The organism is Sporosarcina ureae DSM 2281 (assembly GCF_000425545.1).
Taxonomy (GTDB): domain Bacteria; phylum Bacillota; class Bacilli; order Bacillales_A; family Planococcaceae; genus Sporosarcina; species Sporosarcina ureae.
In genome coordinates, this window is the sequence record NZ_AUDQ01000013.1 from 45,932 (window position 1) to 64,076 (window position 18,145).

General features: G+C 42.1%; 19 protein-coding genes. All 19 read left to right on the forward strand.

The genetic code is table 11. The features are described from left to right. Positions 1-7: 7 nt before the first annotated feature. The 19 genes from H605_RS18995 to H605_RS0112690 all read left to right on the forward strand — a co-directional run bounded on the left by H605_RS18995 (position 8) and on the right by H605_RS0112690 (position 18,133). Positions 8-175 carry a hypothetical protein gene (locus H605_RS18995; RefSeq protein ID WP_155979529.1) on the forward strand — a complete coding sequence of 56 codons (168 nt, stop codon included), beginning with the start codon at positions 8-10 and terminating at the stop codon, positions 173-175. 64 nt (positions 176-239) lie between these two features. After that, entirely contained in the window at positions 240-662 is a 423-nt protein-coding gene (locus H605_RS0112605; RefSeq protein WP_029054556.1) for a hypothetical protein, read from the forward strand. Beyond that, complete coding sequence (locus H605_RS0112610) at positions 649-1,200, forward strand: SpoIIIAH-like family protein (protein ID WP_029054557.1); 552 nt, start codon at positions 649-651, stop codon at positions 1,198-1,200. The genes H605_RS0112605 and H605_RS0112610 overlap by 14 nt, the downstream gene beginning before the upstream one ends. A 277-nt stretch (positions 1,201-1,477) precedes the next feature. Continuing rightward, positions 1,478-1,987, forward strand: coding sequence for an acetyl-CoA carboxylase biotin carboxyl carrier protein (accB, locus tag H605_RS0112615; RefSeq protein ID WP_029054558.1), 510 nt, complete (start codon positions 1,478-1,480; stop codon positions 1,985-1,987). 13 nt (positions 1,988-2,000) lie between these two features. Continuing rightward, the gene (gene accC, locus H605_RS0112620) at positions 2,001-3,347 is read left to right on the forward strand and encodes an acetyl-CoA carboxylase biotin carboxylase subunit (protein WP_029054559.1); all 1,347 of its coding nucleotides are present in this window, start codon (positions 2,001-2,003) and stop codon (positions 3,345-3,347) included. 16 nt (positions 3,348-3,363) lie between these two features. Then, positions 3,364-3,750, forward strand: a complete 387-nt coding sequence (locus H605_RS0112625) for an Asp23/Gls24 family envelope stress response protein (protein ID WP_029054560.1) — start codon at positions 3,364-3,366, stop codon at positions 3,748-3,750. 512 nt (positions 3,751-4,262) lie between these two features. Next, positions 4,263-4,637, forward strand: a complete 375-nt coding sequence (gene nusB / locus H605_RS0112630; RefSeq protein WP_029054561.1) for a transcription antitermination factor NusB — start codon at positions 4,263-4,265, stop codon at positions 4,635-4,637. A gap of 78 nt (positions 4,638-4,715) precedes the next feature. Then, positions 4,716-5,585: a bifunctional methylenetetrahydrofolate dehydrogenase/methenyltetrahydrofolate cyclohydrolase FolD gene (gene folD / locus H605_RS0112635; protein ID WP_029054562.1), complete on the forward strand. Its 870-nt coding sequence runs from the start codon at positions 4,716-4,718 to the stop codon at positions 5,583-5,585. Positions 5,586-5,648: 63 nt separating this feature from the next. After that, the gene (gene xseA, locus H605_RS0112640) at positions 5,649-6,998 is read left to right on the forward strand and encodes an exodeoxyribonuclease VII large subunit (RefSeq protein ID WP_029054563.1); all 1,350 of its coding nucleotides are present in this window, start codon (positions 5,649-5,651) and stop codon (positions 6,996-6,998) included. A gap of 2 nt (positions 6,999-7,000) precedes the next feature. Further along, complete coding sequence (locus H605_RS0112645; protein WP_029054564.1) at positions 7,001-7,243, forward strand: exodeoxyribonuclease VII small subunit; 243 nt, start codon at positions 7,001-7,003, stop codon at positions 7,241-7,243. Beyond that, a complete protein-coding gene (locus tag H605_RS0112650) occupies positions 7,236-8,120 on the forward strand; it encodes a polyprenyl synthetase family protein (protein WP_029054565.1) in 885 nt (294 codons plus the stop codon). The genes H605_RS0112645 and H605_RS0112650 overlap by 8 nt, the downstream gene beginning before the upstream one ends. 141 nt (positions 8,121-8,261) lie before the next feature. Further along, positions 8,262-10,160: a 1-deoxy-D-xylulose-5-phosphate synthase gene (gene dxs, locus H605_RS0112655; RefSeq protein WP_029054566.1), complete on the forward strand. Its 1,899-nt coding sequence runs from the start codon at positions 8,262-8,264 to the stop codon at positions 10,158-10,160. Continuing rightward, positions 10,157-10,978 carry a TlyA family RNA methyltransferase gene (locus H605_RS0112660; protein WP_029054567.1) on the forward strand — a complete coding sequence of 274 codons (822 nt, stop codon included), beginning with the start codon at positions 10,157-10,159 and terminating at the stop codon, positions 10,976-10,978. Before dxs ends, H605_RS0112660 begins: the two co-directional genes overlap by 4 nt. Before the next feature lie 77 nt (positions 10,979-11,055). Continuing rightward, positions 11,056-11,505: a transcriptional regulator AhrC/ArgR gene (gene ahrC, locus H605_RS0112665; protein ID WP_029054568.1), complete on the forward strand. Its 450-nt coding sequence runs from the start codon at positions 11,056-11,058 to the stop codon at positions 11,503-11,505. Positions 11,506-11,522: 17 nt separating this feature from the next. After that, positions 11,523-13,223 (forward strand): DNA repair protein RecN, encoded by a 1,701-nt coding sequence (gene recN, locus H605_RS0112670; protein ID WP_029054569.1) that lies wholly within the window; start codon positions 11,523-11,525, stop codon positions 13,221-13,223. A gap of 110 nt (positions 13,224-13,333) precedes the next feature. Beyond that, entirely contained in the window at positions 13,334-14,287 is a 954-nt protein-coding gene (locus tag H605_RS0112675) for a SpoIVB peptidase S55 domain-containing protein (protein ID WP_029054570.1), read from the forward strand. A gap of 226 nt (positions 14,288-14,513) precedes the next feature. Beyond that, positions 14,514-15,308, forward strand: coding sequence for a sporulation transcription factor Spo0A (gene spo0A / locus H605_RS0112680; protein ID WP_029054571.1), 795 nt, complete (start codon positions 14,514-14,516; stop codon positions 15,306-15,308). A 559-nt stretch (positions 15,309-15,867) separates the two neighbouring features. Next, the gene (locus H605_RS0112685) at positions 15,868-17,421 is read left to right on the forward strand and encodes a DUF342 domain-containing protein (RefSeq protein WP_051210581.1); all 1,554 of its coding nucleotides are present in this window, start codon (positions 15,868-15,870) and stop codon (positions 17,419-17,421) included. Continuing rightward, positions 17,414-18,133, forward strand: a complete 720-nt coding sequence (locus H605_RS0112690) for a glycerophosphodiester phosphodiesterase (protein WP_029054573.1) — start codon at positions 17,414-17,416, stop codon at positions 18,131-18,133. Before H605_RS0112685 ends, H605_RS0112690 begins: the two co-directional genes overlap by 8 nt. Positions 18,134-18,145 lie beyond the last annotated feature (12 nt).

The following is an 18,145-nucleotide window of genomic DNA, read 5'->3' on the forward strand; positions in this document are numbered from 1 at the left end:
CGAGTGTATGGAAGTATTTTTATTGGGACTGGCAAACTTGGTAGTCCTTGCTCTAATTATTCAATTGCTAGCGAGCTATGAAATGGAAAGACTGTTTATTCCTTTGTGTAAAGTAGCGATTGGCATATGGATTTTGCAATATATTCTACAATTCGCGAGTCATAAGTTACTGTGACGCTACATATTATGCAAATGTAGAATTCGTTTTAGTCAATTCACGTTGAGATGGTGATGGAACTATGGAAAAGCCCACAGGGAAACCCCGATTGATCATGATCGGTTTGATGGTTATGGTGTTTAGCATTTTATACATCACCAGTACGGCGAATGTAGGAGGGGAGAAACAGAAAAAAGAAGAGAAGCGCATGTTGTCAACACTTGAAGAAACACTTGAACAAATGGAAGGACTAGGAAATGTGAAGGTTTATTTTCATTACGATGAAAAGGAAGAAGAGAGCCCATTAGCCAATTATTTCTCCGCTTCATCCGCTGGGAAAAGCCAATCACCTTTGCAGGGGTTGCTCGTCGTAGCGGAAGGAGCAGAAGATCCGGCTGTGCGAAACGGACTTTCACAACTCTTAGCTAACGTCCTACAATTGCCTGAACATCGTATCGTCATCGTGGAAATGAAGAAAAGGGGGAATCAACATGAAAGCCAATAAACGAACAGTTTGGTTTTTAACATTACTCAGTCTAGTCGCAGTGATTTCAATCTACTACGTGAAGAAGGAAGCACCGATGCCGTTTGACGGAATTGCGATCTTCACGAAAGAAACAAAGGACGCAACGAATCTACTCGAAAAGGAAGGCAAGTCGGAGGAAGTGAAGCCGGTCTTTGCTGAATCGTATATTTTCCAGGATATGCGTATGGAAGTGCGTAACGAACGCAGTGAGACGGTGCAACAGTTGACAGAAAAAATGACTTCTTCTGATTTCTCCGCTGAAGAGAAAAATGAAATTTTTAATGAAATTGCTGATTTACGAAAAGTAAGTTCCACAGAAGCGTTGATGGAGATGCAAATCGCAGCACTTGGTTATCCTGAAGTGTTTGTACGTGGAGATGGCGATCGTGTCAACGTCACTGTATTATCGAATGAAAGCCACTCACCGAAAATGGCGGATGAAATAACCCAGTATGTCATGTCGAGTTGGGAAGGCGCGCAAACTGTCAAAGTAGATTTTGCAGAAATAAAAGAATAACGATAAAAGGAAGTCCATGTGGCTTCCTTTTTTTACGTAGAAAAATTAAACGTAGGAATAGTTATAGGATTTCATTCATATTTTACCTAATGGGTAAACCTGATAATACTTGAGGCTAACACATTGGCGTTTTTTTGAATAAATTGTCACAAAATTTGCAAACAAACGGTATCTTTCGAGAATAATAGAATAATTTGTGTCTTTGCTATTCCATATTTACTGTAAAACGACTATCATAGAATATGGTAGCAAGAAAAATTAGTTAGGAGAATCAGATATGTTGAAAATTCAAGAAATCAGAGAAATTATTAAGCTAATCGATCAATCATCCATCCAGAAGTTCTCATTGGAATCAGATGGTGGCAAGATTAAACTAGAAAAAAATGACGGACAGGCCGTGACAACGGTTACAGAAACACCACAAACACCACAAGCAGCACCGACTCCAGTTCAAGCGCCAGCTCCAGTAGCACCTGCGGCGGTAGCAGCTCCAGCTCCAACAGCGGCACCAGAAGCTCCAGCAGCTGAAGTGGTGACTGACGAAACACTACACAAAATTACTTCCCCTATGGTTGGAACATATTATAAGGCTTCATCACCGGACGCAGAAGCATACGTTAAAAAAGGTGATAAAGTGACAGCTGAATCCATCGTTTGTATCGTAGAAGCAATGAAACTATTCAATGAAATTGAATCAGAAGTGAATGGTGAAATCGTTGAAATCTTAGTACAAGACGGTCAACTTGTGGAATACGGACAGCCTTTATTCCTTGTTAGAGAAAACTAAGGGGGAGTATCTAATGAAAAAAGTATTAATTGCAAATCGTGGAGAAATTGCCGTACGAATTATTCGTGCGTGTAAAGAAATGGGTATTAAAACTGTAGCTGTCTATTCTGAAGCAGATGCAGAGGCCCTACACGTTCAACTAGCAGACGAAGCAGTTTGCATCGGACCACGTCTATCGACTGACAGTTATCTGAACTTCTCAAACGTCATCAGTGCTGCAAAAGCAACTGACTGTGACGGGATCCATCCTGGTTATGGTTTCCTTGCAGAGAACGCGAGCTTCGCAGAACTTTGTGAAGAAGTAAATATCGAATTCATCGGGCCAACTGCAGCGGCCATTTCCAAAATGGGTACCAAAGACGTTGCGCGTAATACAATGGCGTCTGCAGGAGTTCCGATCGTTCCTGGTTCTGACGGCATTGTAGATGACGCAGACCATGCACTTGAAATTGCAAAAGAACTTGGATTCCCCGTGATCATTAAAGCAACAGCTGGTGGTGGTGGTAAAGGGATTCGTGTAGCGCGTGATGAAGACGAGCTAGTTAAAGGCGTTAAAATCACTCAAAAAGAAGCGGCTGCGGCTTTCGGTAACCCAGGCGTCTATATTGAGAAATATATCGAAGTATTCCGTCACGTAGAAGTACAAGTGCTTGCGGACAAGTATGGCAACGCGATTCATTTAGGTGAGCGTGATTGTTCTATCCAACGCCGTATGCAAAAACTTGTCGAGGAAGCTCCATCTCCTGCGTTGAGTCCTGAACTACGCTCGGAAATGGGTGAAGCGGCTGTTAAAGCGGCTAAAGCTTGTAATTATCGTGGTGCAGGTACTGTAGAATTCATTTTTGATCATATTAATCAAAAGTTCTACTTCATGGAAATGAATACACGAATTCAAGTGGAACATCCTGTAACAGAAATGATCACAGGGATCGATTTGATTCAACAACAGCTAAAAGTAGCAGCAGGCGAAGAATTAGCGTTTAAACAAGAAGATATTCAATTCAATGGCTGGTCTATTGAATGCCGGATCAACGCAGAAAATCCTGAAAAGAATTTCATGCCATCACCCGGTAAAGTAACAATGTATCTGCCTCCAGGCGGCTTTGGCGTACGTGTTGACTCAGCAGTGTACCCAGGCTATACGATTCCACCGTTTTACGACTCAATGGTCGCAAAGCTGATCGTTCATGCGGATACGCGTGAGCAAGCGGTCGCTCGGATGAAACGTGCATTGGATGAGTTCGTAGTTGAAGGCGTCCATACAACGATTCCTTTCCACGCGAACTTAATGGATGACGAAATATTCCAGTCTGGTGATTTTGATACAAAGTTCTTAGAAAAGTACGATGTCATGAAATAATTGGAGGTGAAGTGTAATGGCTGATAAAACAAATGCATCGTTTGTCGGAATGACACCGTCTGGAGATGCTGCACTCGGACGAGTCCAACTCGCACCTGAAGTACTCGAAGTCATCATTGGCATCGCCACGTCAGAAGTAAACGGAGTGATTGCTACCCAAGGGAATTTCGCTTCAGGTGTTGCGGAGAAGTTGGGTAAAGTGATGTACGGAAAAGGTGTAAAAACCGAATGGGCAGACGAAGGACTAAAAATCGATGTGTATTGCATTATCGAGTATGGCCATTCCATCCCTACGATTGCGGCGAAGATTCAAAACGAAATTCGCCAAGCGATTTTGAATATGACTTCGCTGAAAACGCATGAAGTGAATGTTCACATAACGGGCATTCATTTCGAAGACTGAGCGGGTCTTATTGAATGAGCGTATAACCGAAGACAAACCTTTTAGTAGGTTTGTTTTCGGTTTTTTTGTTGGGGAACTTCGAGAAATACGTTAGGACCATTAGAGATGGGGTGGGCATTGAGCGGTTACAAGCGGTGATAGAGCCCTTCGCGTAAAGTTATGAGCGGTTGCGGACATTGATAGAGCGGTTAGCGGTGACTATAGAGCGGGAGCGCATGGACTATGAGCGCTTAGACGAATGAATGAGCGAAACCTACTTCAGTTCTAAGCAGTTATCTACGACAAGCACTTCAAACTGCAACAAAAGTTGATCAACAGTGCTAAAAGTGTCAGCGTGGAACATCATTCAACGGTGCATCCATCCTCACCAGCTATCAACTACTCAAGTATTTATGAACATCTTGATCGAAAAGTAAACTGATGACATAAAATCGCTTGATTCCACTAGTTCTTTTCCTGCGTTTTGTGCTATCATTAGGTTTTGAAGATGAGCGGTAGAGGAGATAACAATTATGAAACGACGAGAAGCACGTGAAAAAGCAATTCAAACATTGTTTCAGCTGGATAATAGCGAGATGAACGTGGATGAAGCGATAGGTTATATCGTGGAAACACCACTGGATTCATTTTACGAACAACTAGTTCGAGGCACAGCGGAACACCTGACAGAAGTCGACAGTGAAATCACAAATAAATTGGAAAACTGGACCATCGATAGATTGCCAAAAATCGAAAGAACAGTATTACGATTGGCTGTCTATGAACTCCTTTATAACGAAGAAGTTCCGAATCGGGTCATCATGAACGAAGCGATTGAGCTATGCAAGACGTTTGGTGACGAGAAGTCAGGCCGTTTTGTTAATGGGGTACTTTCTAAATTCCAATAACCGAAATCGTCACTACTAGTAGCAAGCTTGAGCTCGATCAACTTTCATTACAAATAAAAAAAGTTTGGTGGGAAAATCATGTCTAGTAAAAAGATTGATGGAAAAGCAATAGGACAGGAAATCCGGAATGAATTAAAAGAAGAAGTAGCTTCTTTAGTCGCACAAGGGGTTCAACCTGGACTAGCTGTTATTTTAGTTGGGGAAAACTCAGCATCTGAAACGTATGTGAAAAACAAAGAGAAATCCAGCAAGGAAGCAGGTATGAAATCTATACTTACTAAATTGCCGGACACAGTATCAGAAGAAGATCTTCTAGCTGAAGTGGAGAAACTCAACCAAGATGATACGATCGATGGTATTTTGGTGCAATTGCCATTACCGAAACATATTGATGAAAACAAAGTGATCCGCGCGATCAGCCCCGAAAAAGATGTCGATGGATTCCATCCGATGAATGTAGGGAAAATGCTGATCGGTCAAGAAACATTCTTGCCATGTACACCATATGGTATTATGCAGTTACTTGAGCGTTCCAATGTAGATATTGCGGGCAAGCACGCGGTGATTATCGGTAGAAGTAATATCGTAGGGAAACCGATGGGCCAACTTTTATTACAAAAAGATGCAACGGTGACGTATTGTCATTCCCGTACGGAAGATTTGAAGAAATTCACGCAACAAGCAGATATTTTAATCGTTGCAATTGGTATAGCTAAATTCATTACGGGTGACTACATAAAAGAAGACGCAGTGGTTATTGATGTCGGTATGAACCGTGACGAAAATGGTAAGCTATGTGGAGATGTTGATTATGAATCAGCTGAGAAGCAGGCTAGTGCTATTACACCTGTACCAGGTGGAGTAGGTCCAATGACGATTACGATGCTATTGAAAAATACTGTCGAAAGTGCGGAGAATAAATTAAAGGCACGTATGCAAAATAAGTAATTCTACACGAGAGACGCTCTTCATGAGCGCCTCTCTATACATAAAAGGGCAGGTGACGGAAACATGTCCAATCAAACTTTTTTAACCGTTCAAGCGCTAACGAAATATGTCAAACGTAAATTTGACGCAGATCCACATTTACGAAATGTTTATGTAAAAGGAGAACTGTCGAACGTTAAGCTGCATCCGTCCGGACATATTTATTTTACTTTGAAAGACGATAAGACGAGAATTCAGGCGGCCATGTTCCGTTCCCGTTCCAATACACTTCAATTTAAACCTGAGAACGGTATGAATGTACTGATTACAGGTGATGTGACCGTGTTTGAAACGGCAGGATCCTACCAGCTCTACGTACAAACAATGGAGCCGGACGGTATAGGGGCGCTGTATCTAGCTTTTGAACAGTTGAAAAAGAAGCTTCAGCAAGAAGGATTGTTTGAAGAAAGATTTAAGCAATCTATTCCGCAAGTACCACAACGAATCGGTCTCATTACAGCTGAATCGGGTGCCGCGCTGCGAGATATGTACTCCACAATTAACCGACGCTTTCCAATGGCGGAGATGCATTTGTTCCCGGCTCTCGTGCAAGGACGCACGGCAGTTCCTTCAATTGTAAAAGCGATTGAACAAGCGAATGAAATGGCAAATGTCGATGTATTGATTGTTGGTCGAGGCGGGGGTTCCATTGAAGATTTGTGGGCATTCAATGAAGAAGACGTAGCCCGTGCTATCTTCTCAAGTCGGATTCCGATTATCAGTGCAGTCGGTCATGAAACCGATACGACGATCGCGGATTTTGTGGCGGATTTACGTGCGCCGACGCCGACTGCAGCAGCAGAAATGGCCGTGCCGGATCAGCTTCAATTATTCCAACACTTGAAAAATCAGCAGCGTTCGATCTATCTAGCGGTACAGACCTTGATTAAACAGTTGAACAAGCGTTTAGAAACGGCTCAAGCTGCCTATCCGCTACAATATCCGGAACGATTATATCGACCGTTTATTGAGAAGCTTGACAACCTCGAAGATCGATTGCAACGCGGCAGTGAGGCAGTCATTCAAGGGAAACGGATGAACTTCGATCGTGTATATGCTGGTTTTCAGTACTACACACCAATTCGACGCATTCAGCTGGAACAGCAACAGACGAAACAACTGGAAATGCGTTTACATCGTGCTGCAGAGCACACCATTAAACAACGTCAGCAACATTTTGTGTCGCTGATGCGCATGATGCAAGCCTTGAATCCGTTACAAGTAATGGAAAGAGGCTTTTCAATCGGTTATAAAGATGATGAAGTGATTAAATCCATAAAAGATGTAGCCAGCGGAGATCGAATGACGCTTCAATTAGCAGACGGGTCTATTTCCACATTAGTAGAAGGAATCATTCCAAAGGAGGTCGAGTAAGGATGGCAGAAGATAAAAATATGCAATTCGAGCAGGCAATGCACCAGTTAGAAGAAATTGTACAAAAGTTGGAGGCTGGAGAAGCGCCTTTGGATGATACGATCACATTGTATAAACAAGGGATGGAGCTCTCAGCCTATTGCCAGAAAAAATTACAGAACGCAGAAAAACAATTGATTCGCATGATTGATCAAGAGGGTAACGAATCCTCATTTGATCCGACAGCAGGTGAGCCGAATGAATGAAAAATTACAGGCGTTTGTTGATGATATGATTCCTGAAATTGAACGTGAACTGAAAAACCAACTAGCGAAGTCTGATATTCCAGACGTTTTGCACGAATCCATGATGTATTCTGTAGAAGCGGGCGGCAAACGGATTCGTCCGTTATTGGTTATGGCAGTTTTATTTGATATGAAAAAGGATTCGGCTGATGCGTTAAAAGTCGCGTCTTCTGTTGAATTGATACATACATATTCATTAATCCACGACGATCTACCGTGCATGGATGACGATGATTTTAGAAGAGGGAAACCTACTAATCATAAAGTGTACGGTGAAGATGTGGCGACGCTTTCAGGAGATGCAATGCAGGCAATGGCATTCCAAGCGCTCGCAGATCTTCAAGAAACACCACCGGCAGCAGCGATTGAACTCGTCGGATTACTGGCGAGAGCGTCGGGCGCACAAGGGATGGTCAAAGGCCAGGTCCTCGATATGAAAGGCGAACAGAAATTATTGCCTTTAGCAGAATTGGAAGAAGTTCATATTCATAAAACGGGCGCGCTACTCTCATACTGTATTGAAGCGGGTGCTGTGCTAGCAGAGGCTACGGATGAACAGCGCGAACAACTTCGCCGATTCTCTCACAACATTGGGTTGGCGTTCCAAATCCAAGATGACATTTTGGATGTGACAGCAACTACTGAGCAGCTCGGCAAACCAGCAAATAGTGATACTTCAAGCGAAAAGTCGACGTATCCTTCATTGCTTGGATTAGACGGGGCTCGAGAGCAATTACAAGCACGTCATGAAGAAGCAATCCATGCGTTACAGTCCATCGGCTTAGGGGAGTCTATGTTGCAATTGTTAGCAGATTACATTATTGAGCGAAATATGTAATTTGGAACCGTTATATTTGTGTCGCACGTTGTTACTGTTATAATGTAGAAAACAAACAGCAACTACTTTGTCTAATAAACAAGAAAAAGTGCGACGTACAAATAGAAAGACCTACTTACTTGATGAAGGTGTGTGATCATGATGGATCTAACAAAGATTACCAATCCATCTTTTATAAAAGAGCTCGATAAAGAACAGTTAGAGTCACTGGCGGCAGATATACGTCATTTTCTAATTGAAAATTTATCGGTTACTGGCGGGCATATCGGACCGAATCTGGGTGTTGTCGAATTGACGATTGCTTTGCATAAATTCTTCGACAGTCCAACCGATAAATTTTTATGGGATGTAGGGCATCAGTCATATGTCCATAAAATTCTTACAGGCCGAGCCGGCGAGTTCGATACTCTTAGAAAATATAAAGGATTGAGCGGATTTCCGAAGATGGCAGAGAGCATACACGATGTATGGGAAACCGGCCATAGTTCAACATCTTTGTCAGCGGCTATGGGAATGGCTGTTGCACGAGATATTAAAAAGGAAAAAAGTTTTGTCATTCCGATCATTGGCGATGGTGCGTTGACGGGTGGTATGGCACTCGAAGCTTTGAACCATATCGGACACGAAAAGACGAATATTACAGTCATTCTAAATGACAATGAAATGTCTATTGCCCCGAATGTTGGTGCATTGCACTCGATTCTTGGGAAATTACGGACGGCTGGAAAGTACAATAATGTGAAAGATGAACTAGAATTCCTATTACGTAAAATTCCAGCAGTCGGCGGTAGAGTCGCGACGGCTGCAGAACGTGTGAAAGACAGTTTGAAATATTTGGTAGTGAACGGCGTCTTCTTTGAGGAGCTTGGGTTCACATATTTAGGTCCGATTGACGGCCATGACTTTGTAGAATTGGAGCGTTCGCTGCAATACGCAAAGAAAATGGAAGGGCCAGTATTACTTCATGTAATTACGAAAAAAGGTAAAGGCTATAGCCCTGCCGAGTTAGATAAAATTGGTACATGGCATGGTACAGGTCCTTATAAGATTGAAACTGGAGATTTTGTGAAATCTCCTGTGAAAGGCCCTGCTTGGAGTGCTTTAGTTTCTGAAACGGTACGCAAGCTTGCGAGAAATGACCGACGAATTGTTGCGATTACGCCTGCTATGCCGGTAGGATCAAAACTCGAATCCTTCGCAGCAGAATTCCCAGATCGTTTCTTTGATGTAGGGATTGCGGAACAACATGCGACGACTATGGCTGCGGGACTTGCAGCAACTGGAATGAAACCATTCCTTGCGATTTATTCGACATTCTTGCAGCGTGCATACGATCAAATGTTACATGACATTACGCGTCAGAAGCTTAATGTCTTTATCGGTATTGACCGCTCGGGACTTGTAGGAGCCGATGGAGAAACGCATCATGGTGTGTTTGACATTGCGTTCTTGCGTCATTTGCCGAACTTGGTCATTATGATGCCGAAAGATGAGAATGAAGGACAACACATGGTGAAGACAGCTATTGATTATGACGAAGGTCCGATTGCACTTCGTTTCCCACGTGGAAATGGTTATGGTGTACCAATGGATGAAGAGCTTCATACAATTCCAATCGGCACATGGGAAGTATTGCAAGAAGGTGAAGATGCAACCATCTTGACGTTCGGCCCAACGATTCCTATGGCGTTCTCCGCTGCTGAACAATTAAAATCACAAGGCAAAAATGTCGCGATTGTCAACGCGCGTTTCATTAAGCCGATGGACACGAATTTGTTGGATGAGCTATTTTCTAAAGGGAAACCAATCATTACAATTGAAGAAGCTGTGCTTGCAGGTGGATTCGGCAGTGGCGTGATGGAATATGCAGAACAAGTAGGTCATACGGGTACGATTTTCGAAAGAATTGGTATTCCAGATGATTACATTGAACACGGTAGTGTCGACAAACTACTCGTTGAAATTCATATGACACCGGATCACGTAGCAGAAGTTACCGCAGCGGCTATTCAGCAAGCAGCAGAAAGAGCGAGAGTATGAGTACATCTATGAAAAAAGAGAGAGTGGATTTGTTGCTAGTCGAGCGCGGATTAACAGAATCCCGTGAACAAGCTAAGCGATCCATCATGGCGGGGCTCGTTTACTCTGATACGGCAAGAATAGAAAAAGCAGGGGAAAAAATTGCAGTTGATGCCCCATTGACTGTAAAAGGTCCTGCGATTAAATATGTAAGTCGTGGTGGCTTGAAACTGGAAAAGGCGTTACTGTCTTTTCCTATTTCTGTGAAAGAAAAGATCGTTCTTGATATTGGAGCTTCAACAGGCGGCTTTACGGATTGCGCACTGCAAAATGGTGCGAAACATTGTTACGCACTGGATGTAGGCTATAATCAACTCGCTTGGAAAATCCGTCAGCACGAACAAGTGACAGTGATGGAGCGACAAAATTTTCGTCATGCGACCGTTGATTTATTTACGGAAGGATTACCCGAAGTCGCTACAATTGACGTCTCATTCATTTCGTTATCGTTGATTTTACCGGCACTAAAGAACATCATCGTACCAGGTGGGCAAGTGGTGGCGCTAGTGAAGCCTCAATTTGAAGCAGGTAAAGATAAAGTAGGTAAAAAAGGTATTGTCCGTGATCCAGCGATACATCTTGAAGTGTTGGAAAAAATCGCTGCGATGGCAGTGGCGGAAGGGTTTTCCGTTAAAGGTGCTACGTATTCGCCAGTTACAGGTGGAGAAGGCAATATTGAGTTCTTGTATTATTTAGTAGCCGAGGACGAAGCGGTGGCTGATTTTACAACGGAAGATTTCAAGCAATTAGTGAAACAGGCACATAATGATTTAACATAACGCGCAATGAGTTGCGCGTTTTTTAGATGATTAGTATAATTTTGTTTAGGGACTCAACAGAATCGGAGTGAATAAATTTGAATAAAGGACAACGCCATCTACGTATTCGAGAAATTATTACGAACCATGAAATAGAAACACAGGATCAGTTGGTCGAGAGTCTGAAAGCTGCCGGTGCGGATGTCACGCAGGCAACGGTTTCGCGTGATATTAAAGAAATGCACTTGATCAAAGTACCTTCACCTTCAGGCAATTATAAATACAGTCTACCTCCTATCCATCGCTATAATACGGAAGAGAAATTGAAGCGTATGTTGGAAGATGCGTTTGTGGGCATTGACAGTGCCAGTCATTTTATTATGTTGAAAACGCTTCCCGGTAATGCGCAGGCAGTTGGATCACTTGTGGACAACTTAGACTGGGATGAAATGCTCGGAACGATTTGTGGCGACGATACATGTTTGATCATTTGTCGTGAAGAATCTCAGACAGAATATGTAAAAGATAAAATATTATCCATGTTATAAGCGAGGTGAGGATTTCTTTGTTAAGCGAACTTTCGATTAAAAACTTTGCTATTATTGAACAACTTGAAATCGCATTTGACGACGGTCTAACGGTGCTGACTGGTGAAACGGGTGCTGGAAAGTCAATTATTATTGATGCTGTCCAGCTCCTCGCTGGCGGCCGTGGTTCACAGGAATTCATTCGCCATGGTGCGAAGAAAGCTGAGCTTCAAGGACTTTTCACAATCGACAAAAATATTGATAGTGTAACGCAGAAGTTGACGGAATTTGGTATTGATACGGAAGAAGGCATTGTGATTTTACGCAGGGATATAAGTGCCAGCGGGAAATCTGTTTGCCGTGTCAATGGTAAACTCGTAACAATTGCTATATTGCGTGAGATTGGCGCCTTGCTAATCGATATCCATGGTCAGCACGAAAATCAGGAGTTAATGAACGAAAAGCGTCATATTCATTTGCTAGATTTCTTTATAGGTGAGCCGATTGAACGTGCGATGTCGACGTATACCGAGTTATATGATAAATTTAAAAAACTCCAGCAACTCATTGCAGCTAAAACACAAGATGAACAGCAAATCGCGCAGAAAATTGATTTATACAAATTCCAATTGGAAGAAATCGATGCAGCGAATTTGAAGGTCGGTGAAGAAGAAGAATTGGAGTCTGAACTTGTAAAGCTTCAACATTTTAATCGGTTATTTGATCGCTTGAATACTTCATATGAAGCATTGTCTCTAGAGTCGCATGGACTCGATTGGGTTGGCAATTCGATGAGCGATCTCGAAGAAGCGGCTTCGATTGATGAAGAGCTGAAAACGATGTCTGAAACGGTGAATTCTTCCTTTTATGCGCTTCAAGATGTTTCGCATGATTTAAAAAGGATGATCGATGGGATGGAATTCCAGCCAGATCGATTGGAGTTTGTCGAAGATCGGTTAGCGTTATTTTTGACATTGAAACGAAAATACGGAAAATCGCTTGAAGATATTTTAATTTATCGCGATAAAATTGCTGATGCACTCGATCAACTTGTCAATCGTGACGAAAGATTGCATCAAAACCAAGAATTATTGGCACAATACGTAGAAGATCTTGAAATAGAAGCGAATGAATTATCGATTATCCGTAAAAAAGCGGCACTGTCTCTCGAAAAAGGGATTGAAGAGCAGTTAAAGCAGTTATATATGGAAAAGGCTACATTCAAAGTACAAATTCACCAAAAACAACCTCGACAATTTGATGCCAATGGATTTGATGAAGTCGTATTTATGATTTCCACAAACTTGGGTGAACCGCTTAAGCCGTTGGTACGAGTGGCGTCTGGTGGCGAATTATCTCGAATGATGCTGGCGTTAAAAACGATTTTCTCTCAACATCAAGGTGTTACATCGATTATTTTCGATGAAGTGGATACCGGAGTCAGTGGACGCGTAGCACAGTCCATAGCGGAAAAGATTTCCATGATCTCCAGTCATTCGCAAGTGTTATGTATTTCGCATTTACCGCAAGTGGCTGCAATGGCAGATCATCATTATCTTATCAAAAAAGAAGTGCATGATGGACGAACGACTACGGCGATTCATGATGTTATGAAAACAGAACGTACAGAAGAATTATCTCGCATGCTTTCCGGTGCAGAAATTACTACGTTGACGCTTCAGCATGCTGAAGAACTTTTGCTTCTAGCTGATCAACGTAAGCAGGAATTCCGTAAATAAAGTATGAATTCACAACGTTTTCCATGGGAATTGGCACTGTTTATTTTACCCTTTCATACTTTCTCCTCGAAAGGACATACCAAAGGTATCTTTCGTTGAGGAGGTGAAACATGGGATGGAATAAATCTTTCAAAACGCTTTTAGCGCTTGTCCTGATGCTCTGCCTTGTGCCTGGAATTTCATTAGCTAAAGAAGATACACTCATTCCGATGGGTGACTCCATCGGTATTCAAATGGATTTAAGTGGTATTTATGTGACGACTGACGTCAAGGTGGATCAACAGGAATGGCTAAAAAAAGGGGATATAATTCGCCAGTTGAACGGTACGGAAACAAAGCAACTTGTTCATTTCGAACGTGCCTTGCAAAAAGACAGCGCTACGATGATGCTCGACATTTTGCGTAATGGGAAGCACGAAACCATTCAAGCAGATGGGTCGCTCATTAAGCGCGTCACGCCCTTCCTAAAGGATCGAACGGAAGGTACTGGGACATTGACATATGTCGACCCAGAAAGCGGCACGTATGGTGCACTAGGGCACCAGATCATTGATAGTACGTTGCAGTCTGCTCCGTCTTTTGAAAAAGGAGCTATTTATTTATCTGAAATCAGCCAAATCAAGAAGAGCTCTCCAGGAATTCCAGGCTATAAAATTTCCTCCATTATTGATCAGAATAAATTTCTTGGGAATATTCAAATCAATAATGTGTATGGAATATTTGGTCATTGGAAAAATTCCTATAATAAAGTGTTGGCTGAACCTCTTGAAATTATGCAACCGTTTGAATTGACGATCGGACCTGCAGAAATTTACACCACGGTAGAAGGTTCTACTGTAGAGAAATTCACCATCCAAATTACGAAGATAGAAGAAGAACAATTCCACATCCTATTAACTGACCAGAAACTGTTGAGTAAGACGGGCGGGATCTTACAAGGCATGAGCGGGAGTCCTGTGATCCAAAACGGGAAGTTTGTCGGTGCTATTACGCACATGTTCGTGGACGAGCCCGAAAAAGGGGCCGCGCTTTTCGTGGAAACGATGAGAACGAATGAGAAATGAAAAAGCAACCTGTGCGAAAGCACAGGCTGCTTTTTTTTAGTATAGGTGTTCGATACAAAGAAAAGGGAAAAAAGTCGAAATAGGTAGAAAGCATCGTTCGGAAGTATCATTTTACATAAAAAAATAAGTAAATGTAGAATTTGGCAAATAGATGACTTACGATAATAGGAGAGAAACAGCGGGAAAAAGAAGTGGATCTTCGATTTTATATCAGGGGGAATGGGTTATGGAAAATGTGAAGGTAGCAATTGCTGACGATAATAAAGAACTTGTGAAAACGATGACGTCTTATTTTGAAAAGCACGACGAAATAGAAGTAATTTGGACAGCGAATAATGGGCAAGTATGCTTGACGATGCTAGAAGAAGAGCGTCCGGATATTTTATTGTTGGATATTATTATGCCGCATCTTGACGGGATTGGAGTATTAGAGACGCTGAATGAAACGAATAAAATGGGGGATATGCAAATCATGATGCTAACAGCTTTCGGACAGGAAAATGTTATGTCACAAGCCGCAAATCTTGGTGCTTCATACTTCATGCTAAAGCCATTTGAATTCGACCGCTTGATCGGACAAATTTTTAAAGCTGCAGGAAAACCAAAAAATTCAACACCTTCGTTTGTCGTACAGGAGTCCACGCAGCAGACAGGTGTCGTTACTCAGAAAGTACTCGATACAGCGATTACGTCAATGATCAAAGAAATCGGCGTGCCTGCTCATATTAAAGGCTATGCGTTTTTACGTGAAGGAATTCAGATGGTCTATAGTGATGTGGAGTTGCTCGGTTCGGTCACGAAGATTCTGTACCCGGATATTGCAAAGAAGTATAATACGACACCATCCCGTGTGGAACGTGCAATTCGCCATGCGATTGAAGTGGCGTGGAACCGTGGAAATTATGATTTAATTTCAAAGACGTTTGGATATACAGTGCATCATTTGAAGAGTAAGCCGACGAATAGTGAATTTATTGCGATGATTGCGGATAAAATCCGTTTGGAGCATATGGTGAGCTGATCGAAATAATAAATGGATAGAGAGTGTATGACAAACCAACTAATCGGGTGTATTAGTTGGTTTTCGTTTGTACATAGGGAAGGATGACATTGGTTACGCTGGGGACTGACAGTCTAGGTCAACGCGTTCTGGCGAGGCCGCGCTATGTTTCATTTATCGGTTGAAAAGGCGAATAACTAGCGATTGCAAATTTGGTTGCGCTCATTCATTCGTGTAAGCGCTCATATTTTCTCTGCAACCGCCCATACCTTGCCATAAGCGCTCATATCTCACCCTAATCCGCTCTATACTCCGCTCTAAGCGCTCATACAGTTTATTTAACCGCTCAATACATACTAATTTCTCACTTGATTTTGAACTTAAATACGCTCGCACAACAATTCAAGACGAAGTTTATGCAGTAGACGAGAGATAGGAATAAAGTCAGTATTTACTTCGATGCTTAAGAACATCGGAGAACGCTGTGAGTAAATGCTTATTTATGCAGTGTAATTACATAATAGCTATCTCAAGTGCGTTGTAGTCTTCTATACTAGTAATGACCGAGGGAGGGATTTCGTTGTTAATTGAAAATGAATATTTTGAACTTCTAGAAGAAAATAACAAAATTATTATGAACACTAAAAAAGTAGGATATCCGCTCAAGTCATTTGACACACTGGCTTCTGATATACCTAGATTAAAACTGAATTCATTCAAGGAGTTAATGAAAGCTCTTCAGACGGAAGGCCAGCATCCTATCGGTTCGTACTCCGCTCCTTGTGAAGTATATATATCACCTAGTAAAATGAAGGTAGAATTGTATATTCATGCAACAAATGAAGAGTTTCTTGCAAATAAAGAGCAGTTCCTGAAACAGGCGGAAGCAATACTCGACCAAAGAGAAGTACACTATGATAAAGAAAAACTGTTTAGCATACCATATCTACCAAGTAATCCAATCATCATTTCGGTAGGCAAAGAGCCTGTCAAAGGAGAAAATGCACGGGTTGAGTATATTGCGATGCCGGATCGTAAACCTAGTCTTCGGGATGATGGTTCTGTCGATCACTATGAATTGAATTTCGTGACACCGATTGTGAAAGGTGATTGGTTAGGTGAGAAGACGCCTGCTAAAGAAGGATTAGAAGGCTATAACGTCTTTGGTGAACCGATAGCAGCTAAAAAAGGCGAGGATAGTAAATTAGTGTATGATCGAAAATCTGTTGGGGAGTTTGAGGAAGAGGGCAAAACGGTCTTACGTGCTTTGCATGGCGGTGCACTTGAGGAACTGAACGGAGCAATTAGTGTTGGAAAGCAATTGATCATTCCGGACGACGTCGGCACGAAAACCGGATCCATTACATTTGATGGATTAGTGCGTGTAATGGGAACGGTTTTGGCGGGCTTCTCAGTCAATGCGACAGGGGATATTTCCATCGAAGGAAAAGAAGGTGTGACAAACGCCAAGGAAATCTATTCCGAAGAAGGCGATGTCTATATTAAAGGTGGCGTGTTTGGTGGAGGAGAAACTATTATCAAGGCGAAAAAGAATGTATTTGTAAAACATGCGAATAATTGCAAAATCTATGGGGAACGAGTGAACATCGGCCTCTATTCACTTGGATCTGAATTATACGGCGATCATATTTGTATTGATCAACATAAAGGTCGGATCATCGGTGGTGTTGCAGAAGCAATGTTTTCCATCGTATGTGCAACGGCCGGCAATAATCATGAACGTCTGACGAAACTGATCGTCAAAGGAGTCAATAAAGAAATGGAGCTCGAAGAAATTCAGCAACTTGCAGAAAAGCTCAAAGCGGAGCACGCGGAGCTGAAGAAAGTTGAGTTGACATTTGATGAAATGGCGAGTATGAAAGCGAGTCTTCCTGCAGGCCAGTTGGATAGGCTAGAAAAGACATTGCAAGTAAAACAGCAAGAAATTGTATCGCTAGATCAGACGATTAAAAATAAGTTGCAACTTGTGCAAGTAGCTAGCACGCCTAAAATTGAAATCACACGTGAAGCACACCCCGGTGTCCAGATCGTAATAGGTAATAAAACTAGCATGTTGAGTCGTGCAACGAAAGGCGTTTTCGAAATAACAAGCGAAGGAGTATTAAATGTCTGACAGTAAAATATTTGCCCATCGTGGCGCGTCTGGCAACTACTTTGAAAATACGATGCGTGCATTTTTAGGGGCTCTACAAAAAGGTGCGGATGGAATCGAGTTGGATGTCCAGCAAACGAGCGACGGACAACTAGTTGTTATTCATGATAATGATTTAGCACGTCTCGCTGGAATTGATCAGCGCATTGATCAATTGACATCACAGGAACTGCAACAGATTAAAATAGGTAAGAGCAGATACAGGCGAATGTTTGGCCATCCCATCCCTCTATTATTTGATGTAGTTACTTTCTGTTCTGAACATAATTTGGCGCTTAATGTCGAATTAAAGGAAACGGTGTATGGGCAAGTGGCTGTACTTGAGCAAATCTTGCATTACGTAGAACCGTTATCAGACGTACATCTCTCTTCATTCGATTATGAGACATTGTGTATGGTAAAGGAATTGAATCCTGACATGGAAACCGCATTATTGCTTAGAAAAAAATCGGTCGACTGGCAGAATCTTGATTCCTATGAAGTCGATGCATTTCATTTTCACAAAAGGTTGTGGAAAGAGCCGTTTAAGAGTCATCTGCTAGAAAGTGGTAAGATATTACGAATGTATGGGGTAACCGGTGCAGAATCTATTTTATCCACTACACCCGAAGTGACAGGTTGGATAACGGATTATCCGAAGCGTGTACGCAAAAAAATAAAAGGATCAAGGTAGTGCACCTTGGCC